This is a genomic window from Vibrio frigidus, from assembly GCF_042465995.1.
Classification (GTDB): Bacteria; Pseudomonadota; Gammaproteobacteria; order Enterobacterales; family Vibrionaceae; genus Vibrio.
Genome location: NZ_JBCDMC010000007.1, coordinates 18,259 through 38,304 on the forward strand (window position 1 = coordinate 18,259; position 20,046 = coordinate 38,304).

Genomic DNA, 20,046 nt, shown 5'->3' on the forward strand with positions numbered 1-20,046 from the left:
TTAGAAATCAATCGCCCAATCTACTTTTTGCCAAAATTCGCTTTCGGTTTCTAGGTCGGCTTGAAGCAGTTTGTTATTATTGAGCCAATCTTTATCTTCACACTCTATCTCCCAATGATCGTCTCCCTTGATCTTGAGATTCAGTTCAGGCAAACCTTCTTCGTTTCTTTGGCCATTCAATACAATGGATAGGCGTAGAATTCGAATGAGTTGGATAATATGCCTTTTCTTGAATAGATTGAACTCCTGCATTTCTTGCAGCTTTAGTGATTTTCGCTGAAAGCGTGCGAGGGTAGCAAGTACAATTTGCTGTTCTTGGTTAAAGCCCGGCATGGTCGTGTGTCGAAGTATATAACTAGAGTGGCGATGAAGCCCCTGATAGCTAATGCTTAGACCAACCTCGTGCAGTAATGCGCTCCACCCCAATAATGAAGAGAGTTCACCATTTCTCTTGATGCCCGTATCGTTAGATACCTGCATTAAAAAGTTCATAGCTTGCTTTCTGACTCTATCGGCATGATTTAAATCAACAATATGCTTTCTTGCTAAGTATTCGGTAGTACGCATGCGAATGTCTGATCGCTCGAAACGTGCCTCCATTTCGTAGAGTAAGCCTTCGCGTAACGCACCATCAGAGAAATGTAATTCTTTAATACCTAGGCCAGTAACAATAGACTCCAGAATCGCAACACCCGCTGCAAATACGGGTTTACGTTCAATCGTCAAGCCTTGAAGGTCGATCTCATCGATGGATTCAAATTCACACAGTGTGTCGATAAGCTTGTTGAGACGTTTAGGGGTTATAACACCATCTTCAAAGCCCAAACCAATTAACACCTCGCGAATAGCCTTGATGGTACCAGATGAGCCTATTGCTGCTTCCCAGCCTTTTTTTCGATAAGGTTTTATGAGCGATTCAAATCGTTGCTGGCTAGCGATACTGGCGTGAGCGAAGTTGGTTTTAGAGAGCTTGCCATTGGCAAAGAACTGATCGGTAAAGCTGACACAGCCCATCAGTGTGCTGTTGACTAATTCTGGCTCAAACGCCTGGCCGATGATCATTTCGGTACTGCCGCCACCAATATCAATGACAAGCTTACTTTTTGATTCTGGTTGAGTGTGCGCGACACCTGCATAAATGAGGCGAGCCTCTTCTACACCGGGAATGATTTCAATTGGGAAAGGCAGTACCTCGCGTGCGCGACGCATAAAGGCATTCGCATTTCGAGCTTGTCTTAGTGTGTGTGTAGCCGCAATACGAACATTTTCTGGCTCAAATCCCTGTAATCGCTCTGCAAACATTGTAAGACAATCCAGACCACGAACGATGGCGGCTTCATTAAGTAATTTGTCTTTAGGGTTTAAGCCTGAAGCAAGCCGCACACGCTGTTTGTGGCGACTCACTATCTGTAGATCTTCTCCAACAATGTGTGCAACAACCATATGAAAGCTATTTGAACCCAAATCGATTGCAGCGACTTTACGTCTTTGAAGGTCTATTTTTTCATTCATCTTCTATCGAATTCTCATGTTCTATTCTGGTCTGCTTTTCAACTTGCTTGATGTAATCGTAAATAGCAAGTTGCGAGCGAATTTTTTTCCGGTTACCACGAGGTACATAATCGTTGTTCATGCCGCTATCAATAACACGAGCTTTCATCGTATCCGTGAATTGAATATTAATTATATCTATAATACGTTGTTTAAGTCGCTCATCACGTATAGGTACCGTAACTTCAATTCGATAATCGATGTTACGCGTCATCCAATCCGCCGATGAAATATGCACCGATGGATTCCCGTCGTTTTCACAGATTATTACCCTAGGATGCTCTAAGAAGCGGTCTACAATGCTGATAATTTGAATGTTATCACTAATCCCTTCTACTCCGGGAACAAGTGAACACATACCGCGAATAATCATCTTTATCTTCACACCAGCAGCGCTCGCACCATATAGCTTGCTGATTAACCCTTTATCAACTAGGTTGTTGATCTTAAGGGTTATGCCTGCCTTTTTACCTAATTTTTTGTTCGCAATTTCCTGGTCGATTAGCTTATAAAGTCGACTTCTGGAGTTGCGGGGAGAAACAATCAGATGATTGAATTTGACGGGCCGATAGGGGTTTTCAATATAGCCAAATACGTTGCGTACTTCTTCAACAATTTCTTTGTCTGCGGTTAGAAGTGCAAAGTCGGTATAGATACGGGCAGTTTTTTCATGGAAATTACCGGTACCGACATGAGCATAGCGAACGATTTCACCCTCTTCACGACGGGAGATAAGCAGTAATTTTGAATGGATTTTCAGTCCGGGAGCGCCAAATTGAACGTGTACCCCAGCGTCGGTTAATACCTTAGACCATTCAATGTTGGCTTCTTCATCAAAACGAGCCTGTAGTTCAACCACAACCGTTACGTCTTTGCCACTATGTACCGCATCAATCAGCGAGTTCATTAGCTTAGAGTTTTTAGCGACCCGGTAGATATTGATCTTAATGCCACGAACCTTTGGGTCAAAAGAGGACTGACGGACTAATTCTGCGACATGATCGAAGGTGTGATAAGGGTAATGAAGGAGAATATCTTTAGCTTTAATCGCGTCGAAACTGTTGTTATACCCTTCAAAGTCGGCACAGGTCAATGGTGGTAATGGTTTGTTTTCAAGATAGTCTCGACCGACATTTGGGAAGCCGATAAAATCTTTGAAGTTATGATAACGGCCACCGGCTATGAGGCTGTCATAGTTTGATATTTTGAGCGTTTCACACAAAAAATAGAGTATCTCTTTAGGCATCTCTCGTTCATAGACAAATCGAACAGGCATTGCGGTTAAACGCTGTGCCACGCCTTCAGACATTTGTTCTAGTAAGCTGTGTTCAACCTCGAACCCCAAATCATATTCAGCATCACGAGTCATCTTCATCGAATAGCAGTGCAGTTCTTCATATTCAAAGAACCCTTGGAAGATATCATCTAAGCAGTAACGGATAATGTTATCGAGCAAAATGATGGTTTTTCGACGCTTGCCTTTTTGTTCTGGAACCATAACAAAACGAGGCAATTGATCGGTTGGGATCTCAATAAGTGCGTATTGAGCTTTATCTTTTTTCTTTTTCTTTCTCATTTCGACCGTTAAATAGGCGTACTCATCTTTTAAGAAAGAGAGTACGTCGATATCTTCCGTCATAATAAGGGGAGAAATATGGGGCAATACTTCTTTTCTGAAGTACTTTCTGATCCATTTCTCTTGCGGCTCGCTCAATTGAGTTTCATTAACTAAAAATATACGGCGACGAGCCATCTCTAAGAGTAGTTCGTTGTATAGCTCGGCAAAGTCTTTCTCTAATTGAGCCGCTTTGGATTGCATCTTCGCAAGAAGGTTTTTTCCGTCGTCTTTATTACCGCTTTCTTGGGCAATAAGAATTCGTCGTTTTACATCAGAAAAACGGACTTTGTAAAACTCATCGAAATTATTTGAATAGATACCTAAGAAGCGGATGCGTTCAATCAGCGGAACGGTTTTGTCTGCTGCTTCTTGCAATACACGCTCATTAAAAGATAGCCAACTTAACTCTTTATCGATATAAAGTTTTTCTGCACTCATGATACCTTCCGACAAATAATAAGGGAGTTTACCGATCATCCCCTAAAAACAGGGAAAAATAGATAGTGAAAGGTAGGCCCTTTCTGTTACATAATTATTTCAATGTTGCCTACTTTTGTTTTTGGTGGCGTTTTTCAGTTGTTTACAACTTTATTGTAATGTAACTGTCACGTAAACGAAATATTATTGATGCGCTGATAAAAAGGATTAATTTCACCATGGCAAACGCCGAATTTTCATTAAACGAACGAGATAGGGTGAGGTACGTAAAGGATCGCTTAGCTCGTTTTGTCGTGAAGAGTGGTGGTATTGGTATCCTTGCGGCTATATTGCTTATCTTTTTTTACCTCGTATCGATGGTTCTGCCTATATTCTCTAGTGCTGAAGTAAACCCATTAGCCGACTACAGCTATCAACAAAAGAACAACGCGATAGGCATCGGTGTTGGAGATTACGGCGAAAATGCGTTCGTATTCGATGATGTTGGTCAGCTGGTTTATGTTGGGTTCGAACAAGGGGAAGCCAAAACATTACTGACGACAACTATTCTTGAAAATCCAGCCACATTTGCAAAGAGTGCCCAGTCACAAGGTTGGTATGCTTATGCAAATGATAATGGCGAAGTGCTGGCAGTAAAACCCGGCTTTAATGTGTCTTTTACAAATGATGGGCGCGTACTGACACCGGATCTAAAAGTGTTTAATGATGGGAATTCTATTCTTATCGATGAGAAAAAAGGCCCAATAGAGCAGTTCGCGTTTTCTATCCAAGATGAGATAGGTACGTTTGTTGCTGTGTCGACTTCCGGTGATGTGAACGCGGTTCGAATGAGTCAAAAAAATCAGGCAGGGACTGATGAACCAATCTGGCAAGCAAAGCAGTTAGAGTTACCTACATTTCCTGACCGTATCGATCAACTGAATCTATCTCCAGATGGTAAACAACTGTTTCTTTTATCGGAAGATGGCTTGATGATTGCTCAGCTTACGAAAAATCGATTCCATGCTCGTGAGTTTGTCGATTTGTCTCGTGGTAAGGTAGAAAAATCCGTCAAGCAGATCAATCTGCTCTCAGGTGCGCACTCTATTCTTGTCACACACCAAGACAATACGATTTCACAGTGGTTTGACGTGCTCAAGAGCGGTGAGAGGGTACTGACTAAAATTCGTGAGTTTCCGTTGAGCGAAGGTAATCAATTTCTATTGACGGATACCTATCGTAAAGGTTTTTATAGCTTTACAGAAAATGGCTCAATGCAGAGCTTTTATTCGACCAGCGAAAATCAGCTATTTTCAGGAAAAATCTATCTTCAACTGCCCAACATCGTTGCTATGTCGAACAATGAAAGCTATCTCATTGCGCTCGATAATAAAAAGCTACATATCCATGAGTTAAAAAATGCTCACCCAGAGGTCACCTTCTCTTCCATCTGGAGAGAGGTTTGGTATGAAAGCTATCCTGAACCTCAATATGTGTGGCAATCGACCTCTGCTAGTGACGATTTTGAAGCGAAATTTAGCTTGGTACCCATTGCATTTGGGACCCTTAAAGCGACCTTCTATGCCATGTTGTTTTCTGTCCCTCTTGCGGTGTTTGGTGCGGTGTATACGGCGTATTTCATGTCCTCATCGATGCGAAAAATTGTTAAACCATCGATAGAAATTATGGAAGCACTGCCAACCGTTATTATTGGTTTCTTGGCTGGGTTATGGTTAGCACCAATCGTCGAGTCCTACTTAACGGGCGTGGTTTTGATGCTCATTATGCTGCCTGTATCGGCTATATTGATGAGCCTGTTGTGGGCGATGATCCCCAAAGCGATAATGAGTCGGTTGCCTATCGGTTGGCATGTGGTGATCCTTATCCCTGTTATATTGATTGTTGGTTACACAAGTATCCATTACTCCGTGGACATTGAGCATTGGTTATTTGACGGGGATGTTCGAGTTTTTCTTGCTGATAATGGTATTAGCTACGATCAACGAAATGCTCTGGTGGTTGGTATCGCAATGGGATTTGCAGTAATCCCGACGATATTCACCATCGCCGAAGATGCCATTTTCTCTGTGCCGAAACACCTTTCTGACGGCTCATTGGCATTAGGTGCTACTCAATGGCAGACACTGCTTTATGTTGTTTTACTAACCGCAAGCCCCGGCATATTTTCGGCGATAATGATAGGATTAGGCCGAGCGGTAGGTGAAACTATGATAGTTCTGATGGCTACGGGTAATACGCCAATCATGGATTTTAGTATCTTTGAGGGGATGCGAAGTCTATCCGCGACGATAGCGGTTGAAATGCCAGAAACGGAAGTGGGTGATACGCACTATAGGGTTCTATTTTTGGCAGCGTTGATCCTATTTATATTTACATTTGCCGTAAATTCGCTCGCCGAATTGGTTAGACAGAGACTTAAAGATAAATACAGTTCAATGTAGGTTGAGCCTAAATTGGTCGTCCCATATTACTGTGTTGTCACTGAGGAATAATAGCCATTCTGCTGGTAAGTTTTAAAGAACCACAAATTTTAGGAATGAATTGATACGTGTTTTTTCAATGGATAAAATCAGGAAAGCCTTGGATTTGGCTTACAGGAGGAGCAGTCAGCGTTAGTCTGGTATCTGTTTTCGGCCTACTATTACTGATTGGTTGGAAAGGCCTCGTCTATTTTTGGCCTATGCCGTTGTCTGTGTGGACGGATGAGGGCGGTAATAAAATTGCAGGGCAGGTTTATCAGCGTTCGACTATTCCGGTTTCTCGCTTGTCTCATAGGCAAGAGAGCCTACCCAAAGAGGTGATTGAAGCGGGTAGTGTTGAACAACTTAGCATTAAGGTTGCGAATAGAGAGCTTTACCCACTCGATTTTATATCCGTATTGAAACCGAATCTATCCGAGCCAGAATATCCCCAAGATTGGGTGGTATTAGAACGCACTCAAAACGGCTCTTTTTTTGGTAAGCCACTAGCATATGTCACCGAGAATGGTCGATATACTTCGAATGTAAAATCTCACCTTAAATATGGTGTTGATTTTGGTAATTCAATTCGTGTTGAAATTGATCGTATTCTAAATGTAGAAGTGCGGGAGATTGGTTGGGAGCTAAGTCAGATACGGCTCAAGAAAAGAAAAGTAGAATTTGAAGGCGAGCTAACGACGCTTTACTTAGATGAATATGACGAGAAGAAAAAGGCATTAGAGTCGCTTATCTCAGAGGCTGAAGCGAAACTCGCTCAACTCCGTTCTAAACTGAGAAGTGAATACTTGGTAATAGAGGAGATGTCAGGTGGTGTACATCAGATCCCTCTTATTGATATTCTGGATGCTTGGTATCCTAACGATATGACGTATTTGGAGCAGTTTTTTCATTGGACTAAGCAAGCCCAAAAATTTCTGTTAGATGACCCAAGAGAAGCTAACTCAGAAGGGGGCGTCTTCCCTGCCATATTTGGTACGGTTTTCTTGGTTCTAATGATGTCGATTATTGTGACCCCTTTAGGAGTGTTAGCGGCTGTTTACCTACACGAATATGCTGAAAACAATGCGCTTACCCGAACGATTCGAGTTGCGGTGATCAATCTTGCTGGTGTGCCCTCCATTGTATATGGTGTTTTTGGGCTCGGTTTTTTTGTTTATACTATTGGTGGATCGATAGATGAGCTTTTTTATGCTGATAAACTGCCGACACCAACATTTGGTACGCCCGGAATACTTTGGTCGGCATTAACCCTAGCTTTGCTCACTCTGCCTGTGGTAATTGTCTCTACGGAGGAAGGTTTAGGTCGTATCCCTTCTTCAGTTAGAGATGGTTCTTATGCGCTTGGGGCGACACAGTTTGAAACGTTGTGGCGTATTGTATTGCCAATGGCTAGCCCCGCAATTATTACAGGGTTAATCCTAGCCGTAGCACGTGCTGCGGGAGAGGTGGCCCCCCTTATGTTGGTCGGTGTTGCCAAGTTGGCACCGAGCTTGCCCGTTGACGGCCATTATCCGTATGTGCATCTTGAACGTAAATTTATGCACCTTGGTTATCATATATACGATGTAGGTTTTCAGACGCCAAATATAGAAGCAGCAAGGCCGTTAGTTTACGCCACTTCCTTCCTGTTGGTAATGGTGGTGGTGGGCTTAAACTTAACGGCTATAAATATTCGCAATAATTTGCGAGAAAAATATCGTGCATTAGGACAAGATTAATCATGTTTTCAGTTAGTTCAACACTGGGTTATGAATCACCTTTAGATGTGCAAAACTTAGCCGATAAAGATACGGCTATCGCGATAGAAAACCTCAACCTGCATTATAAAAATGGTCAGGCGCTTACGGACGTCTCAATGCGAATTCCGAAAGGCAAGGTGACCGCTTTTATCGGTCCGTCAGGTTGCGGGAAATCCACATTATTACGTTGTATTAATCGAATGAATGACTTGGTGGAAGGGTGTCGTGTGGATGGCCGAGTTTATTTACATGGTAAGAATGTTTATCAAGAAGATGTCGATGTAGCCACACTACGACGTCGCGTTGGCATGGTATTTCAAAGGCCAAACCCTTTCCCAAAGTCTATCTACGAAAACGTAGTCTATGGCCTTCGACTCAAAGGGATTAGAACCGCCAGAACATTGGACGACGCCGTAGAGCAGTCACTGCGAGCCGCGGCGCTATGGGATGAAGTAAAAGACAGGCTACATGAAAATGCCTTTGGCCTTTCAGGCGGTCAACAACAAAGGTTAGTTATCGCGAGAGCCATCGCGATCGAACCGGAAGTGCTGTTACTCGATGAACCGACCTCTGCCCTCGATCCGATATCGACATTGACCATTGAAGAGTTGGTTAATGAACTGAAAACGAAGTACACCGTTGTCATCGTCACTCACAACATGCAACAAGCAGCAAGGGTAAGCGACCATACCGCGTTTATTCACCTAGGAAAGCTCATCGAATACAACGACACAGATTCAATATTTACCTCGCCTACAAAAAAACGTACCGAGGATTACATAACTGGCCGATACGGGTAATCTATGCTTGTTCCATCGAACAGGATTCATCTGTACAGTGATTGAGTCGAATTGATACCACCGTTAATTTAATAGGCAAAAAATGCATTTTGGTCGTCATATATCCGGACAGTTTAATGTAGAACTCGAATCTATCCGAACCCATGTGTTAACCATGGGTGGACTGGTTGAGCAGCAGCTTTCATTCTCAATGCAGGCACTAAACAAAGAAGATATGGAGCTTGCACAACAGGTGGTTCGTGATGACCACAAAGTGAATGCAATGGAGGTCTCTATTGATGAGGCCTGTACGTTGATCATCGCTAAGCGTCAGCCAACGGCGAAGGATTTACGCTTAGTGATGGCAATAATTAAAACGATAACGGATCTCGAGCGTATTGGTGATGTCGCGACTAGGATTGCACGTGTTGCATTGGAAACACCTTCAACAAAACATAAAAATTACCATGTTTCATTAGAGACCTTAAGCCGTCAGGCGATTGCGATGTTACATCAAGTCCTTGATGCGTTTGCTCGAATGGATATTGATGCCGCAGCAGAGGTATACAAGCTTGATAACCAGCTGGACACAGAGTACCGAGCGGTGATAGAGCAGCTTACCAAGAACATGATGGAAAACCCGAAAAATATCCCGAGTATTTTGCAAGTTATGTGGTCAGCAAGGGCGATCGAACGAGTGGGCGACCGCTGTCAGAATATCTGCGAATACATCATCTATTTTGTGAAAGGTAAAGATGTGCGTCATCTGGATGAAGATGATATTGATGAGCACATCAAATAGCCTTTCTTTTGTTACGGTGACGTGAGAATACCTACTTTTCCAAATACTCAGGTACATAAGATTGTTCCTCAATCGGCGCTCTTATGTAGCCGTCTTTGTTAATGTTGGGCAGCGTGATTTCAGGGAACTCTATGTCATGGTATTCGATACTCGATAATAGGTGACTAATACAATTGAGTCGTGCACGTTTTTTATCGTCTGATTCAACTACCCACCAAGGACACTGCTTGGTGTCGGTGTAATTGAACATCTTATCTTTCGCTTCGGAATATTCCGCCCATCGGCTACGAGACTCAAGGTCCATTGGGCTAAATTTCCAGCGTTTGATCGGAGTGCGGATCCTTTCTAGAAAGCGTTTTTCCTGTTCCTCATCGGAAACGGAGAACCAGTATTTAAGAAGGATAATGCCTGAACGGGTTAACATACGTTCAAATTCTGGACAGGAACGTAAAAACTCTTGGTATTGGTCGTCATCGCAAAAGCCCATGACCTTTTCAACGCCAGCGCGGTTGTACCAACTACGATCAAAGAGAACGATTTCACCCGCGGCTGGTAGGTGAGTGACATAACGCTGAAAATACCACTGTGTTTTTTCTTTTTCTGTTGGGGCGGGGAGTGCAGCCACGCGACAGATACGAGGATTAAGCTTCTCTGTTATTCGCTTAATGACGCCACCTTTACCAGCTGCATCACGGCCTTCAAAAATAACGACGACTTTAAGACCTTCCTGTTTTACCCAGCTTTGAAGTTTAACCAGTTCAACCTGAAGTTTTTCCAGCTCTTTTTCGTATACTTTTTTATCAGTTTTTGCCATACAAGATCTCCTCGTGGTTGCCATAATGTTAGCAACTATCAGAAAAAGAAAAAGTTTTGCCAAATGAAATTGAGAGGGTTAATGCACGTTGGATGTTATTTAATAAATTAGTAGACTGTTTCGAATGACACAGGCAGTAACACTATGCTATGGACAGGGTGAATCTCAATGCGTAGACTGTGATTTGCTGCATTAAAAATATATACTTTATTTCAATAACATACGGTTTTTCTTAATAGATACGGTGGAACTATGATTTGTCAATCTCCAGATCTAATCTCAGCTCTTAAAGAGCATGAAGGTTGGGTAGTTAAAGAAAATGAAAATACATTAGTCATTACCAATGAAGATAACATTGACGCATTTCTTGCCATATCCGGTGAGCAGATCCTTGTAGAGGTTCTTCTATTTAGTAAAGATCAAGTAAAGAACTCACAAGATCTTAACGATTATGTGCTGAAAACCCATAAGATGTTCCCGTTAACAACGATAGGCATCAATGAGATTGACGGCGATGAGTATTATGTTGCGTTTGGTTCGCTTTCGTCTCAGTCAAAATTAGAAAGTGTCATTATAGAAGTGGCAACCTTGTTTCGTAATGTCGAAGCATTTATCGAATTATATCAAGAGTTTCTAGTAGCGGGTGAACAAACAGTGGAGAGTGGACAATGAGTGTTTGGAAAAAACTATTCTCAGCGGTAAAGGGTGGCGCAAATGAAGCCGCTGAATCCGTTGCTGACAATCAAGCCTTGCGTATATTGGACCAAGAAATCAGAGAGGCGAAAACAGAATTACGCCGTTCTGATGAGGCGCTAGTGAGTATTATTGCAAAGCGTAAAATGTCACAAAACAAAGTCAATGCGTTTGATAAAAGCATCGCTGAATATGAAAATCATACTCGTGTAGCGATGGAAAAAAGCCAACAAGAACTTGCTCTTGAGTGCGCTCAAAAAGTCGCTAACTTAAGAAATGAACAAGAAGCAGAAAACGTGTATTTAGAGCAATTTAAATCATCTGCACAGAGCATGAGTACGAATATCGCTCAAGCGAAAGATAAGCTTCGTCAACTTGAGCAACAGGTCGATGTTGTGAAAGCGAATGAAGCCGTGCAGAAAGCGCAGTCCGCGGTTTCTGCGACAAATGTGGGTGCGAATGCAAAAATGCATACCGCTGTGGAATCGTTGGATCGGATTAAAAAGCGTCAGGAAGAGAGATCAGCACAACTTGAAGCCGCGGCAGAATTAGCAGACGTAGCATCGGGTAGCTCTCTAGATAAGAAACTAGCAGAAGCTGGGATAACCTCTGGCCAATCATCAGCAGAAGATGAGTTAGCTCGAATTCTGGGTAAATAAAAAAACAGAGTAAAAATGAAAGCATCGCAAGGTGCTTTTATTGATTTATACAGACTTGTTTAGATGGGTGGTTTAGCGCCGCCCATTTAGATCGTGGTCTATTGAAAAGAGGGAACGAATATGTCGTTATGGCTGGCGATGCGCCAATGGACGGTTCGTCACTTAGGTCAGTTAACCGGAAGAAACCTTGTTTTCTTGCTTATAGGTTATATTTCAACAAGTTGGTTGCTTCTTCATCTTGTTGGCGAGTCTGATCTTACGAATTCATTCAGTGTATTTATTTACTACTTGGTCGTGACGGCGTCTACTGTGGGATATGGTGATTTTTCGCCTGCTACTGATATCGGAAAATGGGTAACGTCGTTATTTATCATTCCAGTGGGACTCGGTCTATTTGCAATCGTTGTAGGGCAAGTGGCAAGTCTTCTTGTGGAATCTTGGCGTAAAGGATTAATGGGGAAGCGGAGCCTTAAAATGAAAGATCATATATTGGTGCTCGGTTGGAACGAGAAACGTACATTAAATATGTTAGACATGCTTTTGCATGAAGAAAAAAAGAATCGCGCTATCGTATTATGCGCCTGTGCGGAGATAGAAAACCCACTCCCAGGTGTTATCGAATTTGTCTCAGTTCCAAGCTACGTAGACAGTGTAGAAATGGCTCGAGCAGGGATCGCTGAAGCGAGCTGTATTATAATTGATACGCCCGAAGATGACGTTACGTTGAGTGCAGCACTTTTTGTGAGTGGTCAAAATTCTCATGCACATATTTTGGCGTATTTTAATAACGAAGAATTGAGTAACCTTCTCAAAAAGCATTGTCCAAATATCGAATGTATCCCTTCGGTATCGGTTGAAATGCTGGCTAAATCTGCGGTTGATCCTGGTTCTAGCTCTCTTCATCAAGAGTTGTTGAGCACCACGACAGGTATGACTCAGTATTCTGTTATTTATCCTTCCAATCATTCAACAACGTTGTTTGAAACCTTATTCCACTCTTTCAAACAGAAACATGATGCCATATTAATTGCCGTCGATAATGGCAATGGCCTGCAAATTAATCCAAACCTAAAAACAGAGATAGCAGAGGGTATGACCCTTTTCTATATCTCAGATGAGCGAATTTCAGATGTTAACTGGCCTTAATAGGAGCGAACATGTTTGATTGGTTTAAAAAGAAAGAACAACAACCTGAGCCGCTTAGTGCTCCTGAAGTTCTAGGGATGCGTCTAGGTGGTGCTATCGAGTTAGACGATCTCAAGTTTCGCTTAATAGAAGAGTATCTGACAATAGAAGGTGCTGCTCGAACTCAACTTATTAAAGCCGTTGGAGAAGTAAAATTAGACGGTCAAACGCGGTTGTTACGGTTTTATACTGATGACGATGGGTACTTTCAGGTGCTGCAAAATGGTAAAACAGACGCCGATGTAACGGAAGTGAAACTGGTTTATTTTTATGAAACAAAACCGGTAGACAGTGTTAAGCAGTGGGAACATTGGCTTGCCACAGAGTTGGTTTTACCGAATAAAAAACTTGATGAATACACGTTTTACAAAGCTTGGGATAATGAACGCCCGGTTGCGATGACAGAAAAAACATGGTTTGAAGATGGCAGTGTGACTGAAACAGACCAATTTGCGATGGTTTATGAAAGAGAAGTTAACTCAGAACTGTTTGAAGGTTTACAAATCATCGCGGAAGAGAAAGTTGAAAACAATCAAACACAACGTAGTGTCGTTTTTAGCACCAGTATTGATGTGTCACCAACTGATTTTAGAATTATTGGTTGATGGTAATGACAAGATTAAACAATAATTATTTAAGGGATTAGCATGCAATTACTAATAGACTCCATTGGAAATGTAGGGGCATTCTTGCTCTATTTTTCTCTCTCATTGGCATTTTTACTACTCTTCAAGGTGGTTTACGTCCGATTTACTCCTTACGATGAGTGGGCATTGATTAAAGATGGAAAGAACATTTCCGCCGCAGTAGCACTCGCTGGCTCTATACTTGGTTATAGTTTGGCCATTTCGGGCGCGGCAAGTAATTCAGTGAATATTGTTGATTTTGCTGTTTGGGGCGTGGTTGCATTTTTAGCGCAAATTGTGGCTTTCTTCTTAGTTCGTTTTACCTTTATGCCCAAGGTTGTCGAGCGAATAGAAAATGGTGAGATTCCTGCTGGTATAGTGATGGCCGCGACGTCAGTTTCGGTTGGATTGTTGAACGCAGCGTGTATGACTTACTGATAAGGAGATTGTGAGGATGAAAAAAACCAAACAAGTATCTTTGCAACGAATGCGAAAGTCATGGCGTCCATTTGCACAAAGTTCTCTTTCGGTTGCCGTTGTTTCCGCCATGTTAGCAGGGTGTGGTGATACTGAAGATGCCACTATCTACCAAGGTGTCGATGATTGCTCTGGCGATAATCCAGATTTTGCCGAGCAATGTAAGGCTGCCTATGAGTACGCGCTTGAAGAAGCAGGTCGTACGGGGCCAAAATACAATACTGAAAATGAGTGCTCTCAAGAGTTTGGTGCGAATGCCTGTGTTCAAGCTCCGCGTTCTAACTGGTTTATGCCCGCAATGACGGGCTTTATGTTTGCCCGCATGATGACGAACAATCGGCCGTACTACTCGCAACCTATGTATTCCTCGCGCTACCCCGGTAGTATTTTTCATGATCGCTGGGTTAGCTCTGATGGTCAGGACTACGGATCCAGTCGTTACAAGAAATCGACAGTAAAGGTCGGGCGAGATCAGATGAAGCCGAAACCTACGGCAACTAAAACCATGTCTAGAGGTGGTTTTGGTTCAACCGTTTCTGCTAAATCTAGCTGGGGAAGTAGCAAATCATCATCAAGTAAAAGTTGGGGTGGTTAAGTCATGTTGAGGGTCGACGCGAAAGAAAGAAAGCACTGGAAAGCGCTGGCAAAAGAGTACGGCTTTGGTTTTCATTCAGTGTATGAAAATCCTTATTGGGATGAGTCGGCTTACTATCAGTTTACCCTTGAACAAATAGAAAAAGATATTGAAGATCCAACTGAAGAGATCCACCAAATGTGCCTACAGGTGGTGGATAAAGTGGCTGGGGATGATTATTGGTTACGAAAATTTCAAATACCAGAACCGATGTGGGAAAACGTACTGACATCATGGAAGCAAAAAGAGTCGTCATTATATTCGCGACTCGATTTTGCCTATGATGGAAAAGGGGCGGCAAAATTATATGAAAACAATGCTGACACGCCCACGTCACTCTACGAAACGGGTTTTTGGCAATGGCTATGGTTAGAAGACATGGTGAATAGCTCTCAGATACGCCGTGATGCAGACCAATTTAACCTTCTGCAAGAGTTACTGATAGAACGCTTCCAAGAAATTGCTATACAGCAACCAGGGCAAACACTACATTTCAGTTGCTGCAAGGATAGCGTCGAAGATCGTGGTACCGTTCAATACATTGAAGATTGTGCTCTAGAGGCGGGTTTATCTACGTCTTTTGTCTTTACTGAAGATATTGGTCTTAACAACAAAAAAGAGTTTGTTGATCTCAATGACCAAGCTGTTCGCTGGATGTTCAAGCTCTACCCGTGGGAGTTTATGTTTAGGGAGCAGTACGCGAGTAATTTACAAGAAGCAAAGGTTAACTGGCTTGAACCTATGTGGAAATCTATTATTAGCAACAAGGCATTATTGCCTTTGCTTTGGAAAATGTTTCCTAATCATCCAAACTTGATTCCTTCTTTTTTCCCCGACGATAAGAAGATAAGCAGCCTAGGTGACTACGTCATTAAACCGCTTTTCGCTCGTGAAGGTGCCAATATATCCATTGTAGAGAAAGGAAAAAAAACACTGCAAACGGATGGCCCTTACGGAGAAGAAGGTGTTATTTATCAAGCATACCACCCATTACCTAAGTTTGGTGATAACTACACGTTGATAGGTAGTTGGCTGATAAATGATAAGCCAGCAGGCATGTCTATTCGAGAAGATACGTCAAGAGTGACTCAAGACTTATCACGTTATATTCCGCATATTATTCTTGATTAGTTAGCTTTTTAGATTGGTATAATACTAGAATCGTGAAAAGGGCAAATAATTAAATAAAAAACCCAAGCTTTCGCTTGGGCTTTGATCTTGGGCTGATGATTACTTTATAACTGATTGGCGAGCGTTTTACGCTTTTATATTTTGTCCAACCATAAACCTGCGTTGAGGACAGGCTTAGCAGTAATTACTTGTTTAAATCGTCTTCGTGCTCAGCTAGGAAAGCGGCAACGCCAGTTGGAGTCGCGTCCATACCTGCTTTACCTTCTTCCCATTGTGCAGGGCAAACTTCGCCATGTTTTAGGTGGAAGTTTAGTGCATCAACCATACGCAGCATTTCGTCGATGTTACGACCTAGTGGAAGATCGTTAACGACTTGGTGACGAACAACACCTTCATCATCGATTAAGAAAGAGGCGCGGAAAGCAACGCCAGCTTCTGGGTGCTCGATACCGTATGCTTGGCAGATTTCGTGCTTAACGTCAGCAGCGAGTGGGTATTGAACTTTACCGATACCGCCATCTGCGATAGCTGTGTTACGCCATGCGTTGTGAGAGAATTGAGAATCGATAGAAACGCCGATAACTTCAACACCTTTGTCTTGGAAGTCTTGGAAGCGTTTGTCAAAAGCAATTAGCTCTGATGGGCAAACAAAAGTAAAATCTAGTGGGTAAAAGAATACTACCGCCTTTTTACCTTTAGTGAATTCTGCGAAGTTGAAGTTATCAACGATTTCGCCGTTACCTAAAACAGCTGCAGAAGTAAAATCTGGGGCTTGACGTCCTACTAGTACCATTTTCTTGCTCCTAATTAAGTATTTTCTTCAAACCATTTGGTTTGAGTTTGTGTTTCTACAAGCAAACTATAGTACATAATTGTGCATCTAAAAAAGCGAATTAAATAGATTGATTTAATCGAAAAAAGCGATTAGGTTGATTTGCGTCTTATTGAGAAACTAAACAGTAAATAAAATGGTTGGCACGGATAGATAATATGAATAAATGGCCCAGTCTAAAACAGCTGCACTATATCGTAACACTACATGAAACACGGCACTTTAGTAACGCCGCAGAAAAATGTTTTGTGAGTCAATCTACTCTAAGCAAAGGAATACAAAACCTCGAAGAGATGATTGGCTGTCCTCTTTATGAGAAAAAGGACAAAAAAAGTCCGCTTGTATTTACGCAGGCTGGCGAACTGGTAGTGACTCATGGCAAAGAATTGCTGGCTAAAGGGCAAGATCTCATCGAGTTGGGCAAACTCTGCCAAGGTGGAACAATGCAGGGTCAACTTAGAGTGGGCTGTATTCCGACAATTGCTCCTTTTCTTCTGTGCGATTTGGTGCAAGAAGTGAATCAACGATTTCCACAGTTGAATCTTCTGCTAAGAGAAGATACCACGACAAATTTACTGGAAGCATTGAAACATGGCCAGATGGACGTGTTAATTTTGGCTCTACCAGTCGATATTGGAAATATGCATAGCAAGGTTGTTGGGCAGGATCCTTTCAGGATGGTGATTAGTCGTAATCAGGCCGATGGGATTCGAGTTCCGATAAAATATGATGAATTGCCAAACGAATCCGTGTTTTTATTAGAAAATGAGCACTGCTTAACGGAACACGCGGTTTCGGCCTGTAAATTAACGGACAAAGATAAGATCAATCCATTTACGGCCACGAGTTTACATACGTTGGTACAGATGGTCGCTAATGGGCTAGGGACAACATTTATCCCACAGATGGCGATCGAACATGGATTATTAGAAAACCAAAATTTGATTGTTGTCGATCCTCCCGGTCAACAGGCCTATCGAGATATCGGTCTTGTTTGGAGGCCAAGTTCCTCGCGATACGAGACATTTGAGAAATTAGCTGAAGTGGTTTCTGAACTTATGTAATACCAATCGAAAAATGAGTAAACCATGAACTTACTTAACTTGGAATAGCGACCATTTAAATCGTCATATGAAATAAAAAAACATTGGAAGATGGGCTTGGCCTTCCAATGTTGAAATCTTACGTGGTCAGTTACACGCTAGTTCAATATTACCTAATCTCGTCTATTTAACTTGGCAATACCTCAACGCAAGCATGGCTAACGTCTTGGTCGATATAGGCCATTCCCAATTTATTGAGAAATGCCATACGGTCGGCTTTCATAAGATCAATGTCGGGTGCTGCGAGGCCGCAACGTTCATAGATTATTGCTAGATGCGCCATAAAGTGCTCACCAGTTTTCATTAATAATAGGCTGGCTGCCCCTACATCGGGTTTCACAAAAATACGTTGTTTTTCCGACAAGTTTACCGCTAACACAATAGGTTCTTCCTTTCCTTCAAAGCGTACCGTACGGTTTTGAACGGCTTGCTCGGCCCAATAAAAGGCCAGCTCTTTACTTTGAGTTAAGAAAATCGGTTCTTGCGATTCTGTATAGCGATTACCAATGGTCGCCATGGTACTGATGGCGGCTTGGTTTAACGCTTTATCTCCTGAACGCTTTAATCCTTGTCCCTGTATTGAAGTGAGCAAAGCTGAAGAGGTGCCGTGGTACCAAACATCATTCGTTTCAAAACCATCAGACGTGAGTATTTGTTTTGCATCTTGAAGGTGAGTAGGAATTTGAGTCATTTTTGGCATCCTCATATCGGCGTTTAGTACCGCCACCCATAAGGGGATGGCGGACTTAGCAGGGGGTTAGTTAAACTGGTTAGAAGTATTCAAAGCACCACCGGCTTTAAGTGCATTTTCACCGGCGAAGTACTCTTTGTGATCATCACCCAAATCAGAACCTGACATGTTTTGGTGTTTAACACAGGCGATACCTTGGCGAATCTCTTTACGTTGTACGCCTTTAACGTAGCCCAGCATTCCTTGGTCACCAAAGTATTCTTTAGCTAGGTTGTCGGTAGACAACGCTGCGGTATGGTAGGTTGGCAGGGTAATTAAATGGTGGAAGATACCTGCATCGCGAGATGCATCTGCTTGGAAAGAGCGAATTTTATCATCCGCACGAATAGATAATTCCGTTTCATCGTATTCAACACTCATCAAGCTATCTCTGTGATAAGAAGAGACATCTTCACCTGCTTCTACCATGGCATCATAGGTTTGTTGACGGAAATTAAGCGTCCAGTTGAATGAAGGTGAGTTGTTATAAACAAGCTTCGCATTCGGGTGAACCGCGCGAACCCCATCCATCATCTCTTTAATCTGGCCAATATGTGGCTTCTCTGTTTCAATCCACAAGAGATCAGCCCCTGCGTTAATCGCTTCGATACAATCAAACACACAACGGTCTTCACCGGTTCCTGAACGGAACTGATATAAACCGGAAGGAAGGCGCTTAGGGCGAACCAGTTTTCCGTCACGATTAAAGCAAACATCGCCTTCAGCCATCTCTGAAACATCGATCTCTTCAGCATCCAAATATGAGTTATAGACATCACCTTGGTCACCGGGTTCTTTAACCACTGCGATTTCTTTCGTAAGACCAGCACCTTGTGAGTCAGTACGGGCAACGATAATACCGTTATCGATACCTAACTCTAGGAATGCATAACGAAGAGCGCGAAGTTTTGCATGGAAGTCGGCATGAGGAACCGTTACTTTACCATCCTGATGGCCGCACTGTTTTTCGTCCGCTACTTGGTTTTCAATCTGTAAGCAACAAGCACCGGCTTCGATCATCTGCTTAGCCATCAGATACGTGGCTTCAGCGTTACCAAATCCTGCATCAATATCGGCAATAATTGGAACAACGTGGGTAACATGGTTATCGATTTGATCTTGAATTGACGCTTGCGCAGCCGTATCACCAGATTCACGGGCATTGTCTAACGCGCGGAATAATCCGCCCAGCTCTCTCGCATCGGCTTGGCGTAAAAATGTGTACAGCTCTTCAACTAGGCCAGCCACCGAGGTTTTTTCATGCATTGATTGGTCTGGCAGAGGGCCAAAATCAGAACGAAGTGCAGCAACCATCCAACCGGAAAGGTAAAGGTAGCGTCCATCTGTCTTTCCACCAAAATGTTTCTTAACAGAAATCATTTTTTGTTGGCCGATAAAACCGTGCCAGCAACCTAATGACTGAGTGTAGTTGGAGTGGTCATCATCATAAGCCGCCATATCAGCACGCATAATATTTGCGGTATATTGGGCGATATCTAAACCTGTTTTAAATTTGTTTTGAGCACGCATACGAGCGGCAGATTCTGGACTAATTGCATCCCACGGGGCACCAGCTGCATTTTTAGCAGCTCCGATTGTGTCAATGTCTTTATTTATTTGTGACATAGGTATTCCTCGTTCCATGAAGTTGAGATGTAGACCAAAAAACTGGTCGATTGCTAGCGGTTAGGCATGGACAAAGTTTAACCATTCATGTGATGATTTAGCTAATTTATAGCTATTATATTCGGTATT

The 20,046-nt window shown here is 42.6% G+C and carries 18 protein-coding genes; 12 read left to right on the plus strand and 6 right to left on the minus strand.

From position 1 onward, the window contains the following. Positions 1-1,512, minus strand: coding sequence for an exopolyphosphatase (gene ppx, locus AACW90_RS12855; RefSeq protein ID WP_390235028.1), 1,512 nt, complete (start codon positions 1,510-1,512; stop codon positions 1-3). Then, complete coding sequence (gene ppk1, locus AACW90_RS12860) at positions 1,505-3,607, minus strand: polyphosphate kinase 1 (protein WP_390235031.1); 2,103 nt, start codon at positions 3,605-3,607, stop codon at positions 1,505-1,507. Before ppk1 ends, ppx begins: the two co-directional genes overlap by 8 nt. 218 nt (positions 3,608-3,825) lie before the next feature. Here ppk1 and AACW90_RS12865 point away from each other — a divergent pair, with 218 nt between their 5' ends. From AACW90_RS12865 to phoU, 4 genes are all read left to right on the plus strand, one after another. Next, a complete protein-coding gene (locus AACW90_RS12865) occupies positions 3,826-6,048 on the plus strand; it encodes an ABC transporter permease subunit (RefSeq protein ID WP_390235033.1) in 2,223 nt (740 codons plus the stop codon). A 107-nt stretch (positions 6,049-6,155) separates the two neighbouring features. After that, positions 6,156-7,805 carry a phosphate ABC transporter permease PstA gene (gene pstA, locus AACW90_RS12870; RefSeq protein WP_390235036.1) on the plus strand — a complete coding sequence of 550 codons (1,650 nt, stop codon included), beginning with the start codon at positions 6,156-6,158 and terminating at the stop codon, positions 7,803-7,805. A gap of 2 nt (positions 7,806-7,807) precedes the next feature. Beyond that, the gene (gene pstB, locus AACW90_RS12875) at positions 7,808-8,626 is read left to right on the plus strand and encodes a phosphate ABC transporter ATP-binding protein PstB (protein ID WP_390235038.1); all 819 of its coding nucleotides are present in this window, start codon (positions 7,808-7,810) and stop codon (positions 8,624-8,626) included. 82 nt (positions 8,627-8,708) lie between these two features. Then, on the plus strand, positions 8,709-9,407 hold the full coding sequence (phoU, locus tag AACW90_RS12880; protein ID WP_195702316.1) for a phosphate signaling complex protein PhoU: 699 nt from the start codon (positions 8,709-8,711) through the stop codon (positions 9,405-9,407). A gap of 31 nt (positions 9,408-9,438) precedes the next feature. Here phoU and ppk2 read toward each other — a convergent pair whose 3' ends face one another. Beyond that, a complete protein-coding gene (gene ppk2, locus AACW90_RS12885; protein WP_390235041.1) occupies positions 9,439-10,221 on the minus strand; it encodes a polyphosphate kinase 2 in 783 nt (260 codons plus the stop codon). Between the two features lie 252 nt (positions 10,222-10,473). Here ppk2 and AACW90_RS12890 point away from each other — a divergent pair, with 252 nt between their 5' ends. The 7 genes from AACW90_RS12890 (at position 10,474) to AACW90_RS12920 (ending at position 15,626) form a co-directional block, all read left to right on the plus strand. After that, complete coding sequence (locus AACW90_RS12890; RefSeq protein WP_390235043.1) at positions 10,474-10,893, plus strand: DUF2170 family protein; 420 nt, start codon at positions 10,474-10,476, stop codon at positions 10,891-10,893. Next, positions 10,890-11,573: a PspA/IM30 family protein gene (locus tag AACW90_RS12895; RefSeq protein ID WP_390235045.1), complete on the plus strand. Its 684-nt coding sequence runs from the start codon at positions 10,890-10,892 to the stop codon at positions 11,571-11,573. Before AACW90_RS12890 ends, AACW90_RS12895 begins: the two co-directional genes overlap by 4 nt. 120 nt (positions 11,574-11,693) lie before the next feature. Beyond that, complete coding sequence (locus AACW90_RS12900; protein WP_390235047.1) at positions 11,694-12,719, plus strand: potassium channel family protein; 1,026 nt, start codon at positions 11,694-11,696, stop codon at positions 12,717-12,719. 11 nt (positions 12,720-12,730) lie between these two features. Then, positions 12,731-13,363: a YjfK family protein gene (locus AACW90_RS12905; RefSeq protein WP_390235049.1), complete on the plus strand. Its 633-nt coding sequence runs from the start codon at positions 12,731-12,733 to the stop codon at positions 13,361-13,363. 42 nt (positions 13,364-13,405) lie between these two features. After that, on the plus strand, positions 13,406-13,822 hold the full coding sequence (locus AACW90_RS12910; protein WP_275135663.1) for a DUF350 domain-containing protein: 417 nt from the start codon (positions 13,406-13,408) through the stop codon (positions 13,820-13,822). Between the two features lie 16 nt (positions 13,823-13,838). Beyond that, positions 13,839-14,456 carry a DUF1190 domain-containing protein gene (locus AACW90_RS12915; RefSeq protein ID WP_390235052.1) on the plus strand — a complete coding sequence of 206 codons (618 nt, stop codon included), beginning with the start codon at positions 13,839-13,841 and terminating at the stop codon, positions 14,454-14,456. Between the two features lie 3 nt (positions 14,457-14,459). Next, on the plus strand, positions 14,460-15,626 hold the full coding sequence (locus tag AACW90_RS12920; RefSeq protein WP_390235054.1) for a glutathionylspermidine synthase family protein: 1,167 nt from the start codon (positions 14,460-14,462) through the stop codon (positions 15,624-15,626). 184 nt (positions 15,627-15,810) lie between these two features. On the opposite strand, the gene AACW90_RS12925 is transcribed toward AACW90_RS12920, so the two are convergent. Continuing rightward, positions 15,811-16,419, minus strand: coding sequence for a peroxiredoxin C (locus tag AACW90_RS12925; RefSeq protein ID WP_195702325.1), 609 nt, complete (start codon positions 16,417-16,419; stop codon positions 15,811-15,813). Positions 16,420-16,616: 197 nt separating this feature from the next. Here AACW90_RS12925 and AACW90_RS12930 point away from each other — a divergent pair, with 197 nt between their 5' ends. After that, positions 16,617-17,522 carry a hydrogen peroxide-inducible genes activator gene (locus AACW90_RS12930; protein ID WP_390235057.1) on the plus strand — a complete coding sequence of 302 codons (906 nt, stop codon included), beginning with the start codon at positions 16,617-16,619 and terminating at the stop codon, positions 17,520-17,522. Between the two features lie 166 nt (positions 17,523-17,688). Here the strand turns inward: AACW90_RS12930 and AACW90_RS12935 are convergent, their stop codons facing one another. Further along, on the minus strand, positions 17,689-18,252 hold the full coding sequence (locus AACW90_RS12935; RefSeq protein WP_390235059.1) for a hypothetical protein: 564 nt from the start codon (positions 18,250-18,252) through the stop codon (positions 17,689-17,691). A 66-nt stretch (positions 18,253-18,318) separates the two neighbouring features. Continuing rightward, positions 18,319-19,917: an isocitrate lyase gene (locus tag AACW90_RS12940; RefSeq protein WP_390235062.1), complete on the minus strand. Its 1,599-nt coding sequence runs from the start codon at positions 19,915-19,917 to the stop codon at positions 18,319-18,321. Positions 19,918-20,046 lie beyond the last annotated feature (129 nt).